21 protein-coding genes are annotated in these 23,217 nt (G+C 44.8%); 5 read left to right on the top strand and 16 right to left on the bottom strand.

Annotated features, from left to right (window positions below):
• The first annotated feature begins 39 nt into the window (after positions 1–39).
• Both ACFFUV_RS01955 and miaE read left to right on the top strand, forming a co-directional pair.
• A complete protein-coding gene (locus ACFFUV_RS01955) occupies positions 40–804 on the top strand; it encodes a DNA repair protein (RefSeq protein ID WP_390189264.1) in 765 nt (254 codons plus the stop codon).
• A 150-nt stretch (positions 805–954) separates the two neighbouring features.
• Positions 955–1,713, top strand: a complete 759-nt coding sequence (gene miaE / locus ACFFUV_RS01950) for a tRNA isopentenyl-2-thiomethyl-A-37 hydroxylase MiaE (RefSeq protein WP_390189262.1) — start codon at positions 955–957, stop codon at positions 1,711–1,713.
• A gap of 39 nt (positions 1,714–1,752) precedes the next feature.
• Here the strand turns inward: miaE and pyrF are convergent, their stop codons facing one another.
• From pyrF to tig, 13 genes are all read right to left on the bottom strand, one after another.
• On the bottom strand, positions 1,753–2,448 hold the full coding sequence (gene pyrF, locus ACFFUV_RS01945) for an orotidine-5'-phosphate decarboxylase (RefSeq protein WP_390189261.1): 696 nt from the start codon (positions 2,446–2,448) through the stop codon (positions 1,753–1,755).
• Positions 2,449–2,554: 106 nt separating this feature from the next.
• Entirely contained in the window at positions 2,555–3,724 is a 1,170-nt protein-coding gene (gene lapB / locus ACFFUV_RS01940) for a lipopolysaccharide assembly protein LapB (RefSeq protein WP_390189259.1), read from the bottom strand.
• Positions 3,725–3,751: 27 nt separating this feature from the next.
• Positions 3,752–4,033, bottom strand: a complete 282-nt coding sequence (locus ACFFUV_RS01935) for a LapA family protein (RefSeq protein ID WP_390189257.1) — start codon at positions 4,031–4,033, stop codon at positions 3,752–3,754.
• Positions 4,034–4,173: 140 nt separating this feature from the next.
• Entirely contained in the window at positions 4,174–4,458 is a 285-nt protein-coding gene (ihfB, locus tag ACFFUV_RS01930) for an integration host factor subunit beta (RefSeq protein ID WP_390189256.1), read from the bottom strand.
• A 190-nt stretch (positions 4,459–4,648) separates the two neighbouring features.
• Positions 4,649–6,316 (bottom strand): 30S ribosomal protein S1, encoded by a 1,668-nt coding sequence (gene rpsA / locus ACFFUV_RS01925; RefSeq protein WP_390189254.1) that lies wholly within the window; start codon positions 6,314–6,316, stop codon positions 4,649–4,651.
• A 104-nt stretch (positions 6,317–6,420) separates the two neighbouring features.
• Positions 6,421–7,107: a (d)CMP kinase gene (gene cmk, locus ACFFUV_RS01920; RefSeq protein WP_390189252.1), complete on the bottom strand. Its 687-nt coding sequence runs from the start codon at positions 7,105–7,107 to the stop codon at positions 6,421–6,423.
• 150 nt (positions 7,108–7,257) lie between these two features.
• Positions 7,258–7,569 (bottom strand): ComEA family DNA-binding protein, encoded by a 312-nt coding sequence (locus ACFFUV_RS01915; protein ID WP_390189250.1) that lies wholly within the window; start codon positions 7,567–7,569, stop codon positions 7,258–7,260.
• Positions 7,570–7,711: 142 nt separating this feature from the next.
• Positions 7,712–9,571, bottom strand: coding sequence for a peptidylprolyl isomerase (gene ppiD / locus ACFFUV_RS01910; RefSeq protein ID WP_390189249.1), 1,860 nt, complete (start codon positions 9,569–9,571; stop codon positions 7,712–7,714).
• Positions 9,572–9,740: 169 nt separating this feature from the next.
• Entirely contained in the window at positions 9,741–10,013 is a 273-nt protein-coding gene (gene hbs, locus ACFFUV_RS01905) for a non-specific DNA-binding protein Hbs (protein ID WP_390189246.1), read from the bottom strand.
• Positions 10,014–10,206: 193 nt separating this feature from the next.
• Positions 10,207–12,558, bottom strand: coding sequence for an endopeptidase La (gene lon / locus ACFFUV_RS01900; RefSeq protein ID WP_390189245.1), 2,352 nt, complete (start codon positions 12,556–12,558; stop codon positions 10,207–10,209).
• Between the two features lie 118 nt (positions 12,559–12,676).
• The gene (gene clpX / locus ACFFUV_RS01895; protein ID WP_390189244.1) at positions 12,677–13,960 is read right to left on the bottom strand and encodes an ATP-dependent protease ATP-binding subunit ClpX; all 1,284 of its coding nucleotides are present in this window, start codon (positions 13,958–13,960) and stop codon (positions 12,677–12,679) included.
• Between the two features lie 81 nt (positions 13,961–14,041).
• Complete coding sequence (gene clpP / locus ACFFUV_RS01890; RefSeq protein WP_390189242.1) at positions 14,042–14,668, bottom strand: ATP-dependent Clp endopeptidase proteolytic subunit ClpP; 627 nt, start codon at positions 14,666–14,668, stop codon at positions 14,042–14,044.
• Positions 14,669–14,769: 101 nt separating this feature from the next.
• The gene (tig, locus tag ACFFUV_RS01885; RefSeq protein WP_390189239.1) at positions 14,770–16,077 is read right to left on the bottom strand and encodes a trigger factor; all 1,308 of its coding nucleotides are present in this window, start codon (positions 16,075–16,077) and stop codon (positions 14,770–14,772) included.
• A gap of 498 nt (positions 16,078–16,575) precedes the next feature.
• On the opposite strand from tig, the gene ACFFUV_RS01880 reads away from it, so the two are divergent.
• From ACFFUV_RS01880 to ACFFUV_RS01870, 3 genes are all read left to right on the top strand, one after another.
• Positions 16,576–18,357, top strand: coding sequence for an ATP-binding protein (locus ACFFUV_RS01880; RefSeq protein WP_390189238.1), 1,782 nt, complete (start codon positions 16,576–16,578; stop codon positions 18,355–18,357).
• A 3-nt stretch (positions 18,358–18,360) separates the two neighbouring features.
• Complete coding sequence (locus ACFFUV_RS01875) at positions 18,361–19,701, top strand: sigma-54-dependent transcriptional regulator (protein ID WP_390189237.1); 1,341 nt, start codon at positions 18,361–18,363, stop codon at positions 19,699–19,701.
• A gap of 76 nt (positions 19,702–19,777) precedes the next feature.
• A complete protein-coding gene (locus tag ACFFUV_RS01870; protein WP_390189236.1) occupies positions 19,778–19,960 on the top strand; it encodes a hypothetical protein in 183 nt (60 codons plus the stop codon).
• A 28-nt stretch (positions 19,961–19,988) separates the two neighbouring features.
• On the opposite strand, the gene ACFFUV_RS01865 is transcribed toward ACFFUV_RS01870, so the two are convergent.
• From ACFFUV_RS01865 to ACFFUV_RS01855, 3 genes are all read right to left on the bottom strand, one after another.
• Positions 19,989–21,350 (bottom strand): TRAP transporter large permease, encoded by a 1,362-nt coding sequence (locus tag ACFFUV_RS01865; RefSeq protein WP_390189235.1) that lies wholly within the window; start codon positions 21,348–21,350, stop codon positions 19,989–19,991.
• A 3-nt stretch (positions 21,351–21,353) separates the two neighbouring features.
• The gene (locus ACFFUV_RS01860; protein ID WP_390189234.1) at positions 21,354–22,034 is read right to left on the bottom strand and encodes a TRAP transporter small permease; all 681 of its coding nucleotides are present in this window, start codon (positions 22,032–22,034) and stop codon (positions 21,354–21,356) included.
• Between the two features lie 72 nt (positions 22,035–22,106).
• Positions 22,107–23,105 carry a DctP family TRAP transporter solute-binding subunit gene (locus tag ACFFUV_RS01855; RefSeq protein WP_390189233.1) on the bottom strand — a complete coding sequence of 333 codons (999 nt, stop codon included), beginning with the start codon at positions 23,103–23,105 and terminating at the stop codon, positions 22,107–22,109.
• Positions 23,106–23,217: the final 112 nt, after the last annotated feature.

The following is a 23,217-nucleotide window of genomic DNA, read 5'->3' as shown; positions in this document are numbered from 1 at the left end:
TCCTTAGTATTAGCCGGTTGAATTGAAATTATGGGATTTATGAATATAGCTCTTATTATTGCTCTAGTTGTTGTCTTGCTAGTGCTTATCCTTGGTTACAACATTATGTTGCAATATAAGGTCAAAGCAGAAAGTGCTCGAAAACAAGAGAGTGCTCGTTATGTCGCTATTATCGACGCAACGGAAGAACTGATTGGCCACGCCCATCACCTCCCATACAGTAAAGAACTTTTGGTCTGTTTGAATAATCGAATTTTAGACGCACTCACCAATATGTACGAGCTAGACCCTAAAAATCGTCAATTGGAACAGCGCGTAGAATCAGTAAAGCAACAAATTAAGCAACTGCAAGAAAATTACCAAGGCGGTGATAGCAGTGCCTTTAAAGTCCCAAGTAGTGATAAACAAGCCATTGTCATGCTGAAGTTGGTTAAACGCCTTCGAGATACTATTCGCTCAGAACACAATAAAGGCCGCTTTGATACTCAAGCTTATGTTGCGGAAAACGGCCGGCTTGAAACCATTCAGACACGCATCAACATTGAAAACGTCATTAAACGCTCAAAAGATGCCATCGTACGTGGTCAGCCAGGCACCGCATTGCAACTGTTGCGGAAAGGCTTAGATGTTCTTTCTACAAAAAATGATAACTACTCACTCCAAGCTCGTGACAAACTTCAAGCGATGCTAGATGAACTTGAGCAAAAACGTCAAAGCCGAAGTGCAGAGCAGTTACAACAGATTGAAGAAAAAGAACGCCAAGACGATATGGACGCCCTTTTTGGCGAAAAGAAAAAGTGGTAGATTATCCAAACTTACACAGTAAAAGCCGCCGAACTTGGGCGGCTTTTTTGATTTCACCGCTGTCGATTACCCGGCCCATACTGTACTTAATTCACCTCCGCTTTTTATCCATGATAAACTCGCGCCAGCTTTGTTAAATAAACCAGTATCATGTATCAAGAACTCTTAACTCCCATTCATCAGTTTCTCGGTTGTACAACGCCTGAAGCTTGGATTGAACAAGCCAAAAAGCCGACAAGTTTACCGATTATCCTTCGCGATCACTTATTGTGTGAATTAAAAGCGGCTCAAAGCGCTGTGTTTCTCCTCAAGCGCTACGCGCTAACACCAGAAGGCATAGAGAGCATCACTCAGCTTGTCGCTCCCTATGAGCAGTACGCGTACAAATTAATTGGAGATCGTGAGAGTCTAAAAGGCAAAAACACACTATCAAAATTAATTAAGCCAAGAGCAGGCTGCCCTTATGGACAAGATATGATCGATAAAATGGTCTTGCTGATTCGAGAGGAGCTACATCATTTCTATCAAGTACTGGAAATTATCGAAGATAATGGCTTTGTCTATGAACCCATTCCTGCTTCACGTTATGCGAAAGGAATGATTAAACATGTTCGAACATATGAGCCCGAAGCGTTGGTAGATAAACTGGTGATTGGCGCATTTATCGAGGCGAGATCCTGCGAAAGATTTGCCAAACTGGCGCCTTACCTCAGCGAAGAAATTGGCAAGTTTTATGTGTCTCTTCTTCGTTCTGAAGCGAGACATTATCAGGACTATTTAGCGCTCGCCCAGTCTATATCTAACGATGATATTACACCAAGAATACAGCATTTTAGGCAGGTAGAAGCCGAACTGATCTCATCGCCAGATAACGATTTTAAGTTTCACAGTGGTTCTCCAACTCGATAAAAAGAAAGCCCGTAAAGGGCTTTCTTTGTTAAGTTAACATTAAGCTAACGAGGCATTAATTTGCTGCAAAACACCTTGAGGGTCTTGCGCCTGAGTAATCGGCCGGCCAATCACAAGGTAATCAGATCCAGCAGACATCGCTTCAACTGGCGTCATAATGCGGCGCTGGTCGCCCACCTCAGACCCCGCAGGTCGAATCCCTGGCGTAACCAACTTAAAGTCAGCGCCTAATTCGGCTTTAAGCATACTCGCCTCTTGAGCCGAGCAAACAACGCCGTCTAGGCCAGAATTTTTAGTTAAGGTCGCCAAACGCTGAACCTGCTGTTGCGGCGTCACGTCAATACCAATACCGTTAAGGTCAGACTGTTCCATACTCGTCAGCACTGTTACACCAATGAGGAGAGGACGCTGTGCGCCATAAGGCTCAAGTATCTCACGCGATGCTTGCATCATGCGCTCTCCGCCACTCGCGTGCACATTGACCATCCACACACCAAGCTCCGCAGCAGCTCGTACGGCTTTAGAACATGTATTAGGAATATCATGAAATTTTAAGTCCAAAAATACCGAGAAACCACGTTGATGAAGTTGTTTTACAAAATCAGGACCAAACAGAGTGAACATCTCTTTGCCCACTTTTAAGCGGCAGGAATTTGGATCAATCTTATCGACAAATGCTAATGCGTCTGCTTGATTTGCATAATCTAATGCCACGATTACTTTCTGGTCGGTCATTTCATCTCCCATTAATTAAAACTTCTACATCAATGATTTGTGCACGAGAGTGCTTTTTACAATTGGTCAAAAAAATGCAGCTAACGTCGTAGCTGCATTTCAAAAATTATTCACCATCCAATCCTCGAATTGGCTTAATGGTCCCCCACCCTTTACAGGAAGGACAGTGCCAATATAACGAGTGCGTTGAGAACCCACATTTACGGCAACGGTAATGAGGTTTTACTTTCAATTGCTCACCAACGAGCTTTTGTAACGTCCCTAAACTCTCTTTAGCACGGCCTTCTTCCGCCTCAAGCAAATGGTAATCCATTAGACGGTAAAAACCTTTCATTGTCGGGTTCTTCACCAGTTGGCGAGTCAACATTTCTTGAGCAGCACCTGCGCCTTCATGCTGCGCCACCAATTGGGCGAGCATTAACTCCGCAGACACACCGGCCTTACTCGCGATACATTGACGGAGAAAGTCCAGCAACTGGTCTTCTTGCCCTAGATGATGATAACAATCGGCCAGCGTTGGCAAAACTTCGCTGATGAAGTCAGAATCCTGCTCCAAAACTTGAGTCAGATACTCGACCGTTTGTTGATAGTCTTGGCGCCCTAGATAAAGTTTGCCGAGTGCAATACTTGCGCGCACGCAACGCTTATCTTCTTGTAATGCCTTTTTGAAGTATTGAATGGCTTTTTCATTATGGCCATCAGCTTGCTGCTGCATGGCTAACTCACACCAGAAGTGACCAATCGCAGAGCGCATACGTCGCTTACCGGCTTTTACCAAAATACTGGCGTAGTGAATCGCTTTTTCCCATTCTCGGGTTTGCTGATAAATCGAAACAAGTTGATATAGCGCCGCTTCTTTGTGATCGGGTTCATCAACAAGTTGCTCAAAGATTTTTTCTGCTCGGTCAAGAAACCCGGACACCATGTAATCTTTGGCTAACTGTTGCAGCGCAATATTTTTTTGATCAATGGTTAACCCTGAACGTGAAATCAAGTTCTGGTGAATACGAATAGCGCGATCAACCTCTCCGCGCGAACGAAACAAGTTCCCTAGCGCTAAGTGGGTATCTATGGTCTCATTATCGACCTGTAGCAGCTCGATAAAGTGATCAACCGCTTTATCGGATTGGTCTGAAAGTAATAGGTTCAGACCTGTCACATATTGACGTGATATCTGGTTGGACTGCTTCTGCTTATCTTGCTGAGCACTGCGATTCCCCATGTACCAGCCATAGGCGGCGGCAATCGGCAGTAACAAGAAGAGTATTTCAAGCATTGAGTATTGTGCCTATCCGTGTGTAATTTATGCTTTTTTTTGCTCCTCAGCTTTGTCAGTAATGGCTGAGAGTTTCTTCAACTGTTTATTGAGTTTGCGAACTTGCATGCGAGATTTCAAATGCAAACCACCAAAGATTAGCCATGCGATAGCGAAACCAATCACAAACACAACACCAAGTAATGTAGATAGGTGGAACTCACCCTGTGCAAGCAAATAATTGAAAGTCACGACATCTTGGTTCTGAGATCCAAGCGCCAGAGCGATAAGGAAAAGAGCAAGCACAGCTATGATTTTTATAATTTTCATGTTCCATCACCTTAGCAAAGTAGCGGATAAGATTATGCAGTAAAAGTTCGTAACAAACCATGAGAATATTACGTATCGATACCATAAAAAAACGGCACACGATAGTATGCCGCCTTTTGGTGTATCATTGCAAAGATCAGCTAGAGAGATTCATTCACTCGCTCACGTAGCTCTTTACCAGGCTTGAAGTGAGGCACAAATTTACCTTCTAACTCCACTTTATCCCCAGTTTTTGGGTTACGGCCGACACGTGGTTCGCGGTAATGAAGAGAGAAACTACCGAAACCGCGAATTTCGATTCTGTCTCCACGTTCCAGTGTTGATGCCATGTGCTCCAAAATATCTTTAACTGCGTCTTCAATCTCTTTCGCCGAAAGATGTGTTTGCTCAGCACAGAGTCTTTCAATTAATTCAGACTTAGTCATAGTTTCCCTCTTAGAGTAATTTATCACTTATTATAGTAAGTAATATCAATTCCAACAAACACTTGGGTATAATTCTAGCGTTTTTTGTCCAAGCTGCATAACAATTCCTGTCATAATTTGTACAAATATTGTTAGGTTTGCGGGAAATAAAAAAGGAGCCCTAAGGCTCCTTTTTGATCAAAAAGTGAAATTATTCACCTTTTGCAGCTTTAAATGCGTCAGCCATAGCGTTACCGAAACCACCTTCGTCTTGGTTCAGTGTTGCCATTGCTTCTTGCTCTTCAGCTTCGTCTTTCGCTTTGATAGATAGGTTGATTACGCGGTTTTTACGGTCAACGCCAGTAAATTTCGCTTCAACGCTATCACCAACACTCAAGATTAGAGAAGCATCTTCAACGCGGTCACGTGAAATTTCAGAAACGCGGATGTAACCTTCTACGCCTTCTTCAAGTTCAATTGTTGCGCCTTTAGCATCAACAGCAGTCACAGTACCGTTAACTAGAGTACCTTTCTTGTTGTCAGCAACGTAAGCATTGAATGGGTCGTTTTCCATTTGCTTGATGCCTAGAGAAATGCGCTCACGCTCTGCATCTACAGCTAGAACTACTGCAGAGATTTCGTCGCCTTTCTTGAATTCACGTACTGCTTCTTCACCTGGAACGTTCCAAGAGATGTCAGATAGGTGAACTAGACCATCGATGCCGCCATCAAGACCGATAAAGATACCGAAGTCAGTGATAGACTTGATCTTACCAGTTACTTTGTCGCCTTTAGCTTGCGCTTCAGCGAAAGATTGCCATGGGTTAGCTTTACACTGTTTCAGACCTAGAGAGATACGACGACGTTCTTCGTCGATTTCAAGAACCATAACCTCAACTTCGTCGCCAACATTAACAACTTTAGATGGGTGGATGTTCTTGTTAGTCCAATCCATTTCAGAAACGTGTACTAGACCTTCAACGCCTTCTTCGATTTCTACGAAGCAGCCGTAATCAGTTAGGTTAGTAACGCGACCAGTTAGTTTGTGACCTTCTGGGTAACGCTTAGCGATTGCTACCCATGGATCTTCACCTAGCTGTTTCAGACCTAGAGATACACGAGTACGCTCACGGTCGAACTTAAGAACTTTAACAGTGATTTCATCACCAACGTTAACGATCTCAGATGGGTGTTTAACGCGTTTCCAAGCCATGTCAGTGATGTGTAGAAGACCATCAACACCACCTAGGTCTACGAACGCACCGTAGTCAGTAAGGTTCTTAACGATACCTTTAACTTCGCTACCTTCTTGTAGAGTTTCTAGAAGCTCTTCACGTTCTACGCTGTTCTCAGATTCGATTACTGCGCGACGAGAAACAACAACGTTGTTACGCTTCTGGTCTAGCTTGATTACTTTGAACTCTAGCTCTTTGTTTTCTAGGTGAGCAGTGTCACGGATAGGACGTACGTCTACTAGAGAACCAGGAAGGAAAGCACGGATACCGTTTAGTTCAACAGTGAAACCGCCTTTCACTTTACCGTTGATGATACCAACAACAGTTTCAGCTTCTTCGTATGCTTTCTCAAGAACGATCCAAGCTTCGTGACGTTTCGCTTTCTCACGAGAAAGTTGAGTTTCACCGAAACCATCTTCAACAGCGTCTAGAGCTACGTCTACTTCAGCGCCAACTTCAACTTCAAGTTCGCCTGCAGCGTTCTTGAATTGTTCAGCTGGGATAGCAGACTCAGATTTAAGACCAGCGTCAACAAGAACGAAACCGTTCTCGATAGCTACTACAGTACCTTTAACGATGCTGCCTTGTTGAAATTCAGTTTCGTTTAGAAACTCTTCAAAGAGTTGAGCAAAAGATTCAGTCATTTAGTTAATCTTCAATAAATTAAACGTCCACGGGTGTCCTACCACATGGGGTTATTAAATTCGCCAGTCATCATCCTTGCGACCAACGCTCTATCAGACAAGCTTTATAGTGAGCTTGCCAGTTTAGATTCTATATATTGTAGTGCTTGAACCACGACCTCGTCGATAGACAAGGAGGTTGAATCGAGTACTAATGCATCGTCCGCAGGGCGCAAAGGCGCAACAGGGCGGTTACGATCACGATCATCCCTTTCTTGGATCTCGCTTAAAAGGGCGTCAAATTTAACATCTAGCCCCTTGTCTTGCAACTGCTTCATACGGCGAGCCGCCCTTTCTTCAGCACTTGCATCTAGGAATATTTTTGCTTGGGCTTCTGGGAATACGATGGTGCCCATATCTCGACCATCTGCGACCAAACCTTGACCATCTGCGAACGCTCGCTGACGACGCAGCAATGCTTCACGAACTCGCGGAAAGGCAGCCACTTTCGATGCAGCCATGCCAGTCTCTTCTTTACGCAATTCTCCAGAGACATCTTCGCCTTCGAGAATAACCTTAACTAAGTCACCTTCAGCAATAAATTGGACATCAAGATGAGTTGCTAAAGGAACTAAGGCGTCTTCCGACTCAACATCAACCCCATGATGTAAGGCTGCTAAAGCGAGAACGCGATATATCGCGCCAGAGTCTAACAAATTAAAATTGAGTTGTTTCGCCAATAACATACAAAGGGTGCCTTTGCCTGCACCACTTGGTCCATCTACCGTAATTACCGGTGTTTGTGAGGACATCTTTTACTCCACTTTCATTATTATCTAGGCTTCTATTTTCCTAGTTGGTCGCGGCAATGAATTATAATGCGAATGGTAGGCGGGTGCCAGTAAGAATGGGATTTAGAATGGAATTGAAGTGTTCAGCCAGCCAAACACTGGCTGAAAATTTTACAGTTTAATTCGCTCAAGGTTCTTTTCTAAAATTGAAGCACCAATACCTTTAACTTTGGTCAGATCTTCAGCCGCTGCAAATTGTCCGTTTTTCTGTCGGTAATCAACGATCGCTTGCGCTTTTGACATGCCAATTCCGGTCAAAAGAGCAGAAAGTTCTTCAGCGCTGGCTTGGTTAATATTCACCGTGATTTCTATCCCTGCTTGCTTAGGGTTTTCCTCTTGAGCGTGAGCGAGGTTAAAAAGCGGGAAAGTGAGCAAAAGAATCAGTAATGGCTTGATGATATGGAAGTTGAGTGGCTGTTTCATGGTCTTTCCTTAGTTGGGTTATACAGCGGTTATCAATAACCTAATTAGGAAATAGCCCACTCTCCACCACTTCACCCTCAAAATAATAAGGGCCGCGAATGCGACCCTTATTGATATATTTAAATATTACATCAGCAGGTGATTACTGCCCCACCGCGTAATACTCGATATCCGTATTGTTACGCAAAATATTAAGTAAGCCGTTTAAGTCTTGCTGGGCACTCATCTGCACCATTTGCTGTCCAATACGTTCGTTCATTTCAGAATCGACGTTTGCTTCTACATTATCTAACTCTACGATCACCACATTACCGTCAGCGTCTTGAGTTTGTGCATAGTGCTTAGTATCATCACTCGGTTTTGGCATAGAGAACACACGTTCTGCTAGTGGGGAACTACGGTCAATTTTCTCAAGTTCCCCGAAAGCCACCCCATTTTGCTCAAGCACACTATCGTCGCCTTTTTCTAATGCTGTAACCAGCTTATCGGCAAGCTCCATTGCTTGTTCTTGACCTTGGTCATCGGCAATCGCGGCGACTACGTCATCACGAACCTCTTCGAGAGGCAGCACTGTTTCTGGGCGGAGATCGTTTACTCGAACAACGATGACATGCTCAGGAGCCACTTCCAGCACTTCTGAGTTTAAGCCATCTTCTTTCACTTCCACGGTATTGAGCGCATCGAGAATTTGTGGTGCAGTCAATAGCTCTGGCGCGTCTTGCTCTGAAACAAAATCAGTCTCTTTGATTGGCTGTCCAATCACTTTAGCCGCTTCATCTAGCGAATCAGGGCTTTCAAAAGCCACTGTTTCTAACTCATTTTGCAGCTCATAGTATGTATCAAGCGCTTGCTGTTCTGATAACTCAGCAACAATGTCAGACTTAACGTCATCGAATGGTTTTGACTCTGGCGCTTTAACATCGTCGAGTTTAATAATGTGGTATCCAAACGAAGATTTTACTAGGCCAGATACATCACCTACGTTTTCGAGCGAAAAGGCAGCCTCTTCAAATGCAGGATCCATCACATCGTGCTCAATCCAACCAAGCGAACCACCTTGTTCTGCACTACCGACATCTTCAGATTGCTCTTTAGCCACAGCAGTAAAGTCAGCGCCGTTATTCAGTTGGTCAAGAATGGCTTGGGCTTTTTCTTCATCATCCCCTTGAACCAAAATATGGCTCACTTTACGTTGTTCCGCCGTTGAATATTTATCAAGATGTTCGTTGTAGTATGCTTTCGCATCTTCATCCGTCACTGCAACGTTGTCTTTCAACTGATCTGCTGACAGTTCAACATACGCAATTTTCATCTGTTCTGGGCGGGTATAATCATCCTGATGTTCGTCGTAATACGCTTGTACTTCGTCGTCAGTTGGAGAGATTTTTGCCGCGTAGTCGTCAATGTTAAGCGTTAACGAACGAATGTCGCGTGTTTGAGTGATCAGCTTACCTTGCGCTTCGACTTCACTTTGCAATGAGAAATCACTGCCTTGAATCGCTGATAATAGCTGGTTACGAACCAAATCTTGGCGTAAATATTCAGCAAAGTTCTCTGGTGTATACCCTGCTCGGCGTAACGCTGATTGATAAATTTGCTGATCAAATTCACCATCGGTCTGGAACTGTGGCATATCAAGAATCATTTGACGAACTTGCGCATCACTAACACGCAGACCTAATGACTCCGCATGCTGCTGAAGTAGGCGGTCGTTAATCAAACGGTCCAACACTGATTTACGGAATGAAGCGACGTATTCAGGGTCGCCCAAAAGATTGGAAAAGTAGTCACCGAGTTGCGATTGCATGCGGTTGCGTTCGTTTTGATACGCTTGCTCAAACTCACCACGACCGATTTCGGAATTACCGACTTTTGCCGCTGCGTTATTGCTACCACTGACCAAGTAACTGCCTATACCAGCAAAAACAAAAGATAGGATAATCAGTCCTAAAATAATTTTTACCGCGATGCTATTCACGCCTTCGCGTAACCGCTCCATCATAATTTAACTACTCTCCAGGAAGATTGCTGTACCCATTGAGGGCTTGTAGGTACGAAGCTTTAATATCTCAAAAATTAATAGCGCGATGATACCAGAAAAAGAAATGCGCATCAGTATGATGCGCATAATTTAAAAAGGTTCTAAAAAATTAGCCGTTACGGCCATTTTATTAGTTACAAGCGTCTTTAAGTGCTTTACCAGCTTTGAATGATGGAACTTTCGCTTCTGCGATTTGGATTTCTTCGCCAGTTTTAGGATTACGGCCAGTACGTGCAGCACGAGTACGTACACTAAAAGTACCAAAACCAACAAGCGCTACTTGGTCACCAGATTGAAGCGTATCACTTACTGCTTCGATGAATGCGTCAAGCGCACGACCCGCTGACGCTTTAGAGATGTCTGCGTTGCCAGCAATTTTTTCTACTAATTGTGTTTTATTCACTGTGATTCCCCTTTAGGTCACCAATTATTATTTTTTTTGGTGACGGTCGTTCCATTAAGTTTCAAAGATAACGCAAAACCTTATATATCAAGGCTTCACGCTATACTCGCTAAAGTTAGCGTCCAAAAAAAACGCTGACAAGCCTTTTTTGGACTTATCAGCGTAATCTTTTACTTATTTTTGCTACATATCACTATTTTACGACGTCTAGCTCAACACCTGCGGGGTGTCGCTCTAATGCTACCGTCAAAACTTCATCAATCCATTGTACTGGAATCACCTTAAGATCAGCGATGACATTATCCGGAATATCCTTCAAATCACGCTCGTTGTCTTTCGGAATCAGTACGGTTTTGATGCCGCCGCGATGCGCAGCGAGAAGCTTCTCTTTCAAACCACCAATCGGTAATACTTCACCACGCAGAGTAATCTCACCCGTCATAGCGACTTCAGCTTTCACAGGGTTACCTGTTAAGCTTGAAACGAGAGCAGTACACATTGCGATACCCGCACTTGGACCATCTTTAGGCGTGGCGCCTTCTGGTACGTGAACGTGAATATCTCGTTTTTCGTAGAAATCTTCGTTGATGCCTAATTTCTCGGCGCGAGAACGTACAACCGTCATTGCCGCTTGGATTGACTCCTGCATCACATCACCAAGAGAACCGGTTTGCGTTAGCTTGCCTTTACCTGGCATCGATTGAGTTTCGATAGTCAGCAGGTCACCACCGACTTCCGTCCAGGCGAGACCAGTAACTTGGCCGATCCGGTTGCTGTCATCCGCTTTACCGTAGTCAAAACGTTGAACACCAAGATACTCTTGAAGGTTGTCCATATTGACTGTAACACTCTTCAGATCTTTATCGAGCAAGATGTTCTTAACCGCCTTACGGCAAATTTTTGAAATCTCACGTTCAAGATTACGTACGCCTGCTTCACGAGTGTAATAACGGATAACACCAATAATGGCGGAATCCTCAAGCACGATTTCATTCGGTTTCAAACCATTACGTTTAATCTGTTTCTCTACCAAGTGACGTTTAGCAATGTTTAGCTTCTCATCTTCGGTATACCCAGAAAGACGAATGACTTCCATACGATCCAGTAGTGGCCCTGGAATATTCATCGAGTTTGAAGTCGCAACAAACATCACATCTGATAAATCGTAGTCAACTTCAAGGTAGTGGTCGTTAAACGAGTTATTTTGTTCAGGGTCAAGCACTTCAAGCAATGCAGAAGCAGGGTCGCCACGCATATCCGACGACATCTTATCGATTTCATCGAGTAGGAACAGTGGGTTTTTAACGCCAACTTTCGACATTTTTTGAATCAGCTTACCTGGCATCGAACCGATGTAAGTGCGTCGGTGACCACGAATTTCCGCTTCGTCACGTACCCCACCTAAAGCCATGCGAACGTATTTACGCCCTGTGGCCGCGGCGATCGAACGTCCAAGAGATGTTTTACCAACCCCAGGAGGACCAACCAAGCAAAGGATAGGCCCTTTAAGCTTGTTGATTCGGTTTTGCACCGCTAAGTATTCAAGGATGCGATCTTTTACGCGCTCTAGACCATAATGGTCTTCGTTAAGAACTTCTTCCGCTTTTGCCAAGTTCTTCTTAACTTTTGAGCGCTTGTGCCATGGCACGCCGATCATCCAATCGATATACCCGCGAACAACCGTCGCTTCTGCCGACATTGGTGACATCATTTTTAGCTTTTGCAGCTCTTGTTCGGTTTTTTCGCGCGCCTCTTGCGGCATCTTCGATTCTTCGATTTTCTGCTTCAGCGTTTCAAATTCGTCTGGCGCTTCATCCATCTCACCAAGTTCTTTCTGAATGGCTTTCATTTGCTCATTCAAATAGTACTCACGCTGGGATTTTTCCATCTGCTTCTTCACGCGGCCACGGATACGCTTCTCAACTTGCAGTAAGTCAATTTCCGATTCCATTTGCCCCATCAAGAACTCAAGACGCTCGGTCACATCCAAAGCTTCCAGAACTTTCTGCTTATCGGCAAGTTTTAATGGCATGTGAGCGGCGATGGTATCTGCAAGACGCGCAGCTTCATCAATGCCATTAAGTGAGGTCAAAACTTCCGGTGGAATCTTCTTATTGAGCTTAATGAAACCTTCAAATTGATTGATGGCACTGCGAACAATCACTTCTTGCTCACGTTCATCAAGCTCTGGCGTCACGAGATATTCTGCGTCCGCCGTAAAGAATTCGTTGTCAATAAATTGATTTATTTTCGCACGTTGCTGGCCTTCAACCAGTACTTTTACCGTACCATCTGGCAATTTCAATAATTGCAGAATGGTCGCAATGGTACCAACTTCAAACAAATCGTCTTTTGACGGTTCATCGGTATCTGCTTCTTTTTGCGCGACCAACAATACTTGCTTGTTGTTATCCATCGCTGCGTCAAGGCAGGCGATCGATTTCTCACGACCAACAAACAAAGGAATTACCATATGCGGGTAAACTACTACGTCTCGCAGAGGTAGTACTGGGATCTCGACACGTTCGGAACGTTCCAAGTTCATATTAATCTCTCTTCCGCTTACTCTCTTTTGCAGTATATGGGGGCTAATTGATTGGATTCAATGGAAGAATAAAAAAAAGGAGGCTTGAATTGCCTCCTTTAGATGTTAAGTCAGAAAATTAGGACTCTGCGCCCGCTGCTTGGTTGTCTGAATTGCTGTAAATCAACAATGGGTCAGATTCCCCTTTGATCACAGACTCATCAATCACAACCTTGCTGACATCATCCATTGAAGGAAGATCGTACATGGTTTCAAGTAAGACACTTTCAAGGATTGAACGTAGTCCACGAGCACCAGTTTTACGTTCCATTGCTTTTTTAGCGATAGCACGGAGTGCATCTTCACGGAACTCTAGCTCGGCATCTTCCAATTCAAATAGCGCAGCGTATTGTTTGGTCAACGCGTTCTTTGGTTCGCACAAGATTTGAATCAACGCTTCTTCGTCAAGTTCAGTCAATGTTGTCGTGACCGGTAGACGACCAATGAATTCTGGAATCAAACCGTATTTGACCAAATCTTCTGGCTCTACTTTCATGAACAGCTCACCGACAGTCTTAGACTCATCTTTAGAGCGAACCTCTGCGCCGAAACCAATACCTGTACCTGTTGCAACACGCTGGTCAATCACTTTATCTAGGCCAGCGAAAGCGCCACCACAAATAAAGAGAATCTTCGACGTATCAACTTGCAAAAACTCTTGTTGAGGATGCTTACGACCACCTTGAGGTGGAACCGAAGCCACAGTACCCTCAATTAATTTGAGCAGTGCTTGCTGAACACCTTCGCCAGACACATCACGGGTAATTGATGGGTTCTCAGCTTTGCGAGAAATCTTGTCGATTTCGTCAATGTAGACAATACCGCGTTCGGCTTTCGCTACATCGTAATCGCATTTTTGCAGCAGTTTCTGAATGATGTTTTCGACATCTTCACCGACATAACCTGCTTCAGTCAGGGTTGTCGCATCTGCCATCGTAAACGGTACGTCTAGGAAACGAGCCAAGGTTTCAGCAAGCAATGTTTTACCACTACCCGTTGGACCAATGAGAAGAATATTACTCTTACCGAGCTCTACTCCTTCACTCGTGGTGTCTCCATTTCGTAAACGCTTGTAGTGGTTGTAAACAGCAACCGCTAACACTTTTTTCGCGTAATCCTGCCCAATCACATAATCATCAAGGTGTTCACGAATCTCACGTGGCGTTGGCAACGCCTCCGATTGTTTCTTAGGAAGAACATCTTTGATTTCTTCACGAATGATGTCGTTACATAGATCGACACATTCATCACAAATGTAAACGGATGGGCCAGCAATTAATTTGCGAACTTCGTGTTGGCTTTTGCCACAGAAAGAGCAGTAAAGAAGCTTACTACCACTGCTCTCTTTGCCTTTATCTGTCATTCGCTAACCTCTTAGCCTTTAACTCTTTATAGATTGAGTGTATATCAAATTAGCTTGAATTGCGCTAAACAATCCGCGCGATTATTCAGCGCGGTGTGTCAATACTGAGTCAACCAACCCATATTTCACTGCGTCTTCACCGGACATAAAGTTGTCGCGGTCAGTATCACGCTCAATCACTTCGATCGGCTGACCTGTGTGCTCAGCAAGTAAAGAGTTAAGTTTTTGTTTAATGCTCAAAATCTCTTGGGCATGAATCTGAATATCAGACGCTTGGCCTTGGAACCCACCTAATGGTTGGTGAATCATGACACGAGAGTTTGGTAGTGCATAGCGTTTGCCTGGCGCACCACCAGCCAATAAGAAGGCGCCCATTGAGCATGCTTGTCCCATACACACTGTGCTCACATTTGGTTTAATGAATTGCATGGTGTCATAAATTGACATCCCTGCAGTCACACTACCGCCTGGTGAGTTGATGTATAAGAAAATATCTTTATCTGGATTTTCTGACTCTAAGAAAAGCAGTTGGGCCACGACAAGATTTGCCATGTGGTCTTCAACTTGACCAGTTAAGAAAATCACGCGCTCTTTCAGCAAACGAGAGTAGATATCGTAAGAACGTTCACCTCGAGAAGTCTGCTCCACCACCATAGGTACTAGCGCGTCTAAGATTGGCGACATTTCATTTTTTTCTTGGTAGCTCATATTCTTATGTCCCTAAAATAAATGGCCCGGATGATATTTATCATACGGACCATTGTTAGCAGAATAGTTAACGTTAAGTCAACCTTCTACACAAGATATTATTAAGCTGCAGGCTGTTGTTGGTTCATTAGCTCGTTGAAGCTAACTGCGGTTTCAGTAACCTGTGCTTTCGCAATGATCGCGTCAATCGCTTGCTCTTCTAGAGCCACGTTACGCATGTTTTGCATCATTTGCTCGTTTTGCTCGTAGTAAGAGATAACTTCTGATGGATCTTCATATGCAGTTGCCATCTCTTCGATAAGCGCTTTCACTTTCTCTTCGTCCGCTTCTAGCTCTTCAGACTTGATCACTTCACCAAGTAGGAGACCAACCATTACGCGACGTTTTGCTTGCTCTTCAAACAGTTCACGAGGAAGTTGAGCTGCTGCTTCTGGGTTACCACCGAAACGTTGTGCTGCTTGTTGACGTAGTGTACCGATTTCTTGATCGATAAGTGCTGCTGGCACATCGATCTCGTTCTCTTTGACTAGGCCGTCAAGCGCTTGCTCTTTGATGCGGTTCTTCACAGCTTGCTTCAGTTCGCGTTCCATGTTTTTACGAACTTCTGCTTTCAGAGCGTCAATGCCGCCTTCTGCAACACCAAATTTAGACACAAACTCATCGTTGACTTCAGGAAGTTCACGATCTTCAACTTTGCTCACTTTGATAGCGAATTTCGCTGCTTTACCTTTTAGGTTTTCTGCATGGTAATCTTCAGGGAAGTTAACGTCGATCTCAAATTCCATACCAGCAGTTTTGCCTGCGATACCGTCTTCAAAACCTGGAATCATGCGGCCAGAGCCCATTTCTAGAGGGAAGTTTTCAGCTTTACCGCCTTCAAACTCTTCACCGTCGATAGAACCAACAAAATCGATAGTCACGCGTTTGCCGTCAGCCGCAGCTTCGTCAACTTCTTTCCAAGTTGCTTGCTGCTTACGTAGCGTGTCGATCATTTCTTCTACGTCAGAATCTTGAACTTCAGTTTGTGGTTTCTCAACCGCAATGTTCTCAAGACCTTTCAGTTCAACTTCTGGGTAAACTTCAAAAGTAGCGTTGAATACAAGATCTTCGCCTTCTTTGTTTGACACAGGTTCGAACGTTGGAGCGCCTGCTGGATTGATTTTTTCTTTAACGATAGCTTCGATGAAGTGACGTTGCATCACTTCTCCAAGTACGTCTTGACGAACCGCTTTGCCGTACATTTGAGCAACCATCTTCAAAGGCACTTTACCTTTACGGAAGCCGTCAAAACGACGGTTCTTCGCGATGTTGCGTAGTTCAGCTGTCACTGCATCTTCAATGTTTGCGGCAGGAACAGTAATGTTAAGACGGCGCTCTAGGCCTTCTAGCGTTTCAACAGTAGCTTGCATTATTCATTAACCTCAAAACTGGCTCAGTCTATCTGAGCATGAGAGTTGACTTACTGATTCAGTAAGAAAACTGCATCCTTGGTGTGCGTAATCACACGTTCTAAATCGAGAATCGACTTCAGCTAAGTTAGCCAAAAGCCGGACTAATAAGTGATATCTTTAGTGTAATAAAGGTATCTCTGATTAGTCTCAGGATAAAATTTCAGACGCCGCATTCTAGCGAGGTCATTCAGCCCTGTCGAGCTAATCGCCCTGACCGGACGCACAAACCCCTAAATTCCCACTTAACTGGTCCAAAATCGAACAAATCCGTTAAGCAACAGAGCAAAAATGGGGACATTAAATGGTTTTTCAAGAGAAACGATGATTTTTTTTAATCCGAGAGAGAAAAAGAGAGCTTGCTCTTGTTTTGGCGCACAGTTTTCACATCTCAAAGCACACGTTTGTAACAAAAAGCTTTAGTCTTAGCGTTAATGGAATGTAAGAGAAAAGCAGCAGATGTCACCAAGTCGTAAAACCAGTTGGTTGATACTTTTCCTGTTTACGGTACTCACCGTTATCAGTTGGTTTGTCGTTTGGCATCATCAGTACCAAACCTTGGTCCAAGAACACCATGCGCAGCTCGATAAGTTCATCAATCACATTGTGACAAGGATCGACAAGTACGCGCACATACCTCAATTACTGTCCAAAGACAAAGAGTTAGTGCTAGCCCTACAAAACCAAACTAACTCTGCACAAATTGAAATTACCCACCGTTATTTAGAACAAGTCAATCAAGTCATAGAGGCGGAAGATACGTACTTGCTCAATCAATACGGTACAACCATTGCGGCAAGCAATTGGAATTTGAGCCGAACCTTCGTTGGCCGAAACTTTGCGTGGCGTCCTTACTTCAAGCAAGCCATTCAAGGTGCTTCAAGTCAATATTTTGCGTTGGGCTCCACCTCGGGTTCTCGAGGTTATTACTACGCCCATCCCGTCACTTATGCTGCGGAAAACATTGGCGTCGTGGTCGTCAAAATGGACCTCACCGCAATAGAAGACAATTGGCAGAGTGCCACCAGCTCGATGGTGGCCACGGACGAATACAATGTTGTTTTCATGTCCAGCGAACCTAAATGGCTGTTTCACAGTTTGACGGATTTAAAACCCGACCTCAAAGCTCGCATTGTTGATAGCCGCCAGTACCATACTCAGCCTCTTCCCTCGCTCGGATTATTAGGAAGACTCACTGCCACCACCTCGGAACTGACAACCCCCTTTGTTGGTGGCTGGTTTAGTGACTATTTGGTGACTTCGCGTTTAGTCCCCGGGCTAAAACTCACCTTTCGAGTGTTAACCCCTAAGCGGGTGCTATTTTGGTCAACTGCAGCCTTTGTCTTAGTCGAAATTTTAATCTTCTCGGTGATTTATCTTACTTATCAGTTAATGCGCCATCGCCAACAGCGCAAGCGCCAATTTGAACAACTGCAATCGGAAGCCAAACAAAAATTGGAGTTTTTGGTCATGGAGCGCACGGCTGAACTCCAAGCCGAGATTTTGGAGCGCACAAGAACAGAACATCAGCTGAGGCAAACACAAGATGAACTCGTACAAGCAGCGAAACTTGCCGTGCTAGGCCAGATGTCGACAAGCATCAGTCATGAGCTGAACAATCCTCTTGCTGCCATTCGAAGCTTTGCCGATAACGCTCGGCGCTTTTTAGATAAGCAGCAACCACAGCGGGTAGACGACAACCTATCTCGCATTTCTGCATTAACGGAGCGGATGGCGAAAATCAGCGAACAATTAAAATCATTTGCTCGCAAATCAGACTCAAGCGATCAAATCCATGCTCTCGTCGCGCCGGTGATTCAATCGGCCATTGATTTGCTGGATGCGCAGATTAAAGCCAGTGGTGCGACACTCAAAGTTCGACTCCCCGCCTCTCCGGTTAAATTAATGATCAACCCCATTCAGCTTGAACAAGTACTGATCAACCTTATTACTAACGCCCTTCAGGCCCTGCAAGATACGACCAACAAACAGCTTCATCTTATCTGTGTTAGCGAAGCTGAACGATTCATCATCTACCTTGATGATAATGGTCCCGGAATCAGTGATGAACAGGTACGGTGTTTGTTTGAACCTTTCTACACCACCAAGAAAAATGGGTTGGGTCTGGGGCTGTCAATTTCACAACAAATTATACAAGCAATGGATGGAAACTTAACTGCCGAATCGTCTCCCCTAGGCGGGGCACGCTTTACCATTACGTTGCCATTTAAGGAGCAGTAATTGATGTCGGACGTTTATTTCATCGATGATGAGAGCAATATTCGAATTGCGATCGAACAAAGTTTTGAGCTAGAAGATATTTCTGCCGAGTTTTTCGCCAGCGCCGAAGAGGCGCTATTAGCGATAAAAGAACATGGCTTACCTAAAGTAATTATTACTGATATCTGCTTACCCGGGCTTTCCGGTGAACAGCTTCTTGCAACACTGGTGCATCAAGACCCTGATATTCCTGTCATTCTGATTACAGGTCACGGAGACATCTCCATGGCTGTTAATGCACTACAAAACGGCGCTTATGATTTTATTGAGAAGCCTTTTGCCATTGACCGTTTAATTGACACCACACAACGCGCGCTAGAAAAACGCTCGTTATGGTTGGAAAATCAAGCCCTCAAGCGGTCACTCAAAGCAAGCCAAACACTCGGCCCGCGAATTATCGGTGACACTGAGTCGATTCAACTGCTGCGTGACACCATCACTCATATTGCGGATACCGATGCCGATATTCTTTTATTTGGTGAAACAGGCACAGGCAAAGAGTTGGTCGCTCGCTCGATTCATGAGCAGAGCTCTCGCCGTGAAAATAATTTTGTCGCGATCAATTGTGGCGCGGTAGCCGAGAACCTGATCGAAAGTGAATTATACGGGCATGAGAAAGGCGCATTCACCGGCGCTGACAGTCAGCGAATCGGCAAATTCGAACATGCGCAAGGCGGCACGCTGTTTCTTGATGAAATTGAATCGATGCCAATGCAAGCACAAATTCGCCTGCTACGCGTATTACAAGAACGCGTCCTTGAGCGAGTCGGCTCCAATGAATTATTGCCTCTAGATATTCGAGTCATAGCCGCCACAAAAGTCAATCTCAAGCACGCCGCTGATGAAGGCCAGTTTCGCGCTGATCTTTACTATCGACTCAATGTTGTCACCATAGATCTCCCTCCGCTACGTGAGCGTAAAGAAGATATTCCCGCTCTGTTTCACCACTTTTTGCTGGTCGCCGCGGCGCGTTATGGAAAAACCGCGCCAGCCTTACCCGCCAGCGATCTATCAACGCTCCTCAATCATACTTGGCCTGGTAACGTGCGTGAACTGCGTAATGCCGCTGAGCGTTTTGTGTTACTGGGAAAATTGAATCAGTTAGGCGACTCCGTTGTCCCTGTCGTCAGTGAAAACAGCCTTGCTGAACAAGTCGCGGAGTTTGAAAAATCGGCGATTGAACACGCCCTCATTGAATGCGGTGGCAGCATTAAGCTAACGATGGAGAAGCTTAACCTAGCTCGCAAAACTTTGTATGACAAAATGCAAAAGTATCAGATTGAAAAAGAGGCATTTAAGAACTAATACCCAAGCTTGGTTGAACGGTCATCTTGCTCGATAATCAAACGCTGTCGAGCATATGGCTAGGTGAAAGATCGACGTGGGCGACAAAATAAAAATACCGTACATCACTGAAACCGTTTTGATTGATGGGACTTATCATCAAGAACAACGCTCCGGTGAAGATCGGCGTAAAAGCAAACAGAAATACCCATATTATGATCGAAGAAAGCGGATTGATCCGCGTATCGGCTGGGTAAAAAAAATCAACGAGGAGGTCTAAGCCTCCTCGTTTTATTATCTTACTCGAATTATTTGGTAATGATCTCTGGGCCCATAAAGGTGGTTGGCAACCAAGTCGACACCCAAGGAACATAAGTGACGATGATCAGGAATAGGAACATCACTGCCACCCAAGGTAGCGCGGCTTTCACCACCCTCATCATCGACATTTTAGCCACCCCAGCGGTCACAAATAAGTTCAGCCCCACCGGCGGCGTAATCATTCCTATCTCCATGTTCACCACCATAATGATGCCCAAGTGAATCGGATCAATACCGAGTGCCATCGCGATAGGGAAAACCAATGGTGCAACAATAATCAACAAGCCAGACGGCTCCATGAATTGACCACCAATCAGCAATAGCACGTTGACCACGATTAAGAAGGTAATAGGCCCAAGCCCGGCAGAGAGCATGGATTCCGTAATCATTTGCGGGACACGCTCTTCGGTAAGCACATGTTTCAAAATCAATGCATTAGCAATGATAAACAGTAACATGATGGTAAGCTTACCCGCTTCAAATAGGGTTGCTTGAGTATCTTTATGAACCAAAGACTGGAACACTTTGACCACAACAGGTTTACCATTTTGCTTATCGGCAAATGGCCCCATGTCTTTATAGATGAAGTTAGCAATAAAGAAGGCGTAAACAGCTGCGACAGCGGCCGCTTCGGTTGGCGTAAAAATGCCGCCATAAATACCGCCTAGGATAATAACCACCAACAGTAGCCCCCAGCTCGCATCTTTTGCCGCTTTTAACGCTTCTGTCCATCCGACAAAAGGCTGCTTAGGTAAGTTCTTAACTCGCGCTGTGATATAAATAGCGACCATTAACATCAACCCTGCGAGCAATCCCGGAATCACGCCGCCGAGGAACATACGCCCAACCGACACATCCGTTGCCGCAGAGTAAACCACCATCACGATCGACGGTGGAATCAAGATACCCAATGTCCCAGCGTTACAAATAACCCCAGCCGCAAACTCTTTGGTATAGCCGTTTTTCACCATGCCGGCAATCACGATGCTCCCAATGGCTACCACCGTTGCAGGTGAGGAACCGGACAGGGCAGCAAACATCATGCACGCCACCACCGACGCCATGGCCAAACCGCCTCGGAACCAGCCGACCATCGCAATCGCAAAACGGATGATACGCTTGGCCACACCACCGGTAGACATAAAGCTTGAGGCCAAAATAAAAAATGGAATGGCTAATAATGTGTAATGCCCTTCAAACGCGTTAAACAGCGTTTGCGCAATGGAAGCCAAAGAGCCTTCTGAATGGATCATCAGAAAGATAACGCTCGAAAGCCCGAGAGAAACAGCAATAGGAACACCGATTAACATAAAACCGATGACCATTAAAAATAGAAATAAAATCGCCATGGCTTAACGCTCCTCGTTGTGTTTTTTATTATTTGCGTCAGCATTGACTGACATGGCCTGCTCAACATCGCCCATATCAGCTTTCAGCGCTTCGAGATCTTCTTCAGCCTCATGACCTGTAATCATTCGGTCGAGTTTTCCGGTCAGGATTTGCACTAAAATTTGCAGAAAACGGAAAGTAAGCAAAGCCATACCCAAAGGGAGCGCCATATAAGGAATGAAACGTGGCAGCTTTTCATAGCGTTCGCCTTCGTTCATAAGATCAGCAAGAAACTGCAGCATTTCTGGCATCGGAATATCATCGGTTTCGTACCAAGCGCGCTCGGTTGCAAACGGATACCAATAATTCCAAGCACCAATCAGCAGTAAAACAGAAAATGCTAAACAGCAGCCGACAGCAAGCAATGCGCATACTTTACGCATCGCATCCGGGACAATATTGATCACCACATCGACCCCGATGTGGAAATGTTTTTTAACGCCGTAAGAAGCCCCAACCAATACCATCCACGCAAACATAAAGACAGTGAGCTCCAGCGCCCACAAAATGTTGTCGTTAAATAGGTAACGCGCTAACACGTTGACAAAAGTTAAGAGTGTCATTGCCCCGAGAAAAAAGGCAATGAGCGTCTCCTCCACTTTGTCGGTGAAGGCGCCGACTTTAGCAAAAAATGACTGTTCCATAATGATACTTCGCCTTGATGGTCATTATTATTAGAATCTGGCCTCACCACCACGTGATGAGGCCGAGTTGATTTACTGTTTGTTGGCAGCCAATGCCGCATCAATCAAGTCAGAACCAATGTCTTTTTCGAATTTCTTCCATACCGGTTTCAAAGCATCAACCCACTGCTGACGTTGCTCTGGCGTCAATTCACGTACTACACCGCCCGCTTCAATCACGTACTGTTTGTTTTGCATTTCAACTTTGCTTGATTCGGCATTACGAGTTTCAGTCACTTCTTTCAAAATGGTCGCAAACTGGTCACGCACATCGGTCGGAAGCTTGTCCCACCATTTCGTTGACGTTACAACTAGGTAATCCAAAATCCCGTGGTTGGTCTCTGTTGTACCATCTTGAACTTCAAAGAATTTCTTACCGTAGATGTTGGACCAAGTATTCTCTTGCCCATCAATAACTTTGGTTTGCAGGCCGCCGTATACTTCAGCAAACGACATTTTTTGAGGGTTAGCATCCAGTTGCTCAAATTGGGCAACCAACACATCCGATGCCTGGACACGGAATTTCAACCCTTTCGCATCTTCAGGTAGTACAAGAGGTTGGTTTGCAGACATTTGTTTCATGCCGTTGTGCCAAAACTCTAGTCCTCTCACGCCACGACGGTTCATGGCATTTTTCAGCTTTTCGCCCGCTTCTGAATTTTGGAAGCGGTCAACGGCGTGGACATCATCAAAAAGGAAAGGAAGGTCGAAAAGGCGGAACTTTTTGGTGAACTTTTCAAATTTAGAAAGTGATGGAGCGGCTAATTGCACATCCCCGTTTAACAGCGCTTCTAACACTTTGTCATCATCATAAAGCGTTGAGTTCGGGAAAACTTGCATGCAAGCTTTGCCATTCATCTCCTCGTTAACGCGTTTTTCTAGCAGTGACGCGGCAATTCCTTTGGGGTGTTTGTCGGTGTTGGTTACGTGACTAAACTTGATAACCAGTTCACCTGGGTCGCAATTCGCTGCGGCAGTGAAGCTCGTCATTGCGATGATGGAAGCAGATAGTAGGGTTAGAGGCTTGTTCATTTGTTATTCTCCTTGTTGGTATTCAGGCCCAATCAATGAGCACTGACTGTTAACATAAGAGCAACAAACAAGCCAAGTTTAAAAATATAAAAAATAACCTTAAAAATCAAAG

Source organism: Vibrio olivae (assembly GCF_042428525.1).
GTDB lineage: Bacteria > Pseudomonadota > Gammaproteobacteria > Enterobacterales > Vibrionaceae > Vibrio > Vibrio olivae.
The sequence above is the reverse complement of the archived record's forward strand: the minus strand, read 5'-3'. Positions and strand labels throughout refer to the sequence as shown.

Coding starts and splice junctions, on each gene's coding strand:
- ACFFUV_RS01915 (WP_390189250.1), bottom strand. CDS start 7,569: ATGAAACAGCCACTCAACTTCCATATCATCAAGCCATTACTGATTCTT.
- lon (WP_390189245.1), bottom strand. CDS start 12,558: ATGAACTTGGAACGTTCCGAACGTGTCGAGATCCCAGTACTACCTCTG.
- ACFFUV_RS01865 (WP_390189235.1), bottom strand. CDS start 21,350: ATGGCGATTTTATTTCTATTTTTAATGGTCATCGGTTTTATGTTAATC.
- lapB (WP_390189259.1), bottom strand. CDS start 3,724: ATGCTTGAAATACTCTTCTTGTTACTGCCGATTGCCGCCGCCTATGGC.
- ACFFUV_RS01955 (WP_390189264.1), top strand. CDS start 40: ATGAATATAGCTCTTATTATTGCTCTAGTTGTTGTCTTGCTAGTGCTT.
- ACFFUV_RS01935 (WP_390189257.1), bottom strand. CDS start 4,033: ATGAAAATTATAAAAATCATAGCTGTGCTTGCTCTTTTCCTTATCGCT.
- pyrF (WP_390189261.1), bottom strand. CDS start 2,448: ATGACCGACCAGAAAGTAATCGTGGCATTAGATTATGCAAATCAAGCA.
- ppiD (WP_390189249.1), bottom strand. CDS start 9,571: ATGATGGAGCGGTTACGCGAAGGCGTGAATAGCATCGCGGTAAAAATT.
- ihfB (WP_390189256.1), bottom strand. CDS start 4,458: ATGACTAAGTCTGAATTAATTGAAAGACTCTGTGCTGAGCAAACACAT.
- ACFFUV_RS01875 (WP_390189237.1), top strand. CDS start 18,361: ATGTCGGACGTTTATTTCATCGATGATGAGAGCAATATTCGAATTGCG.
- ACFFUV_RS01855 (WP_390189233.1), bottom strand. CDS start 23,105: ATGAACAAGCCTCTAACCCTACTATCTGCTTCCATCATCGCAATGACG.
- ACFFUV_RS01880 (WP_390189238.1), top strand. CDS start 16,576: ATGTCACCAAGTCGTAAAACCAGTTGGTTGATACTTTTCCTGTTTACG.
- clpX (WP_390189244.1), bottom strand. CDS start 13,960: ATGACAGATAAAGGCAAAGAGAGCAGTGGTAGTAAGCTTCTTTACTGC.
- tig (WP_390189239.1), bottom strand. CDS start 16,077: ATGCAAGCTACTGTTGAAACGCTAGAAGGCCTAGAGCGCCGTCTTAAC.
- miaE (WP_390189262.1), top strand. CDS start 955: ATGTATCAAGAACTCTTAACTCCCATTCATCAGTTTCTCGGTTGTACA.
- clpP (WP_390189242.1), bottom strand. CDS start 14,668: ATGAGCTACCAAGAAAAAAATGAAATGTCGCCAATCTTAGACGCGCTA.
- rpsA (WP_390189254.1), bottom strand. CDS start 6,316: ATGACTGAATCTTTTGCTCAACTCTTTGAAGAGTTTCTAAACGAAACT.
- ACFFUV_RS01860 (WP_390189234.1), bottom strand. CDS start 22,034: ATGGAACAGTCATTTTTTGCTAAAGTCGGCGCCTTCACCGACAAAGTG.
- cmk (WP_390189252.1), bottom strand. CDS start 7,107: ATGTCCTCACAAACACCGGTAATTACGGTAGATGGACCAAGTGGTGCA.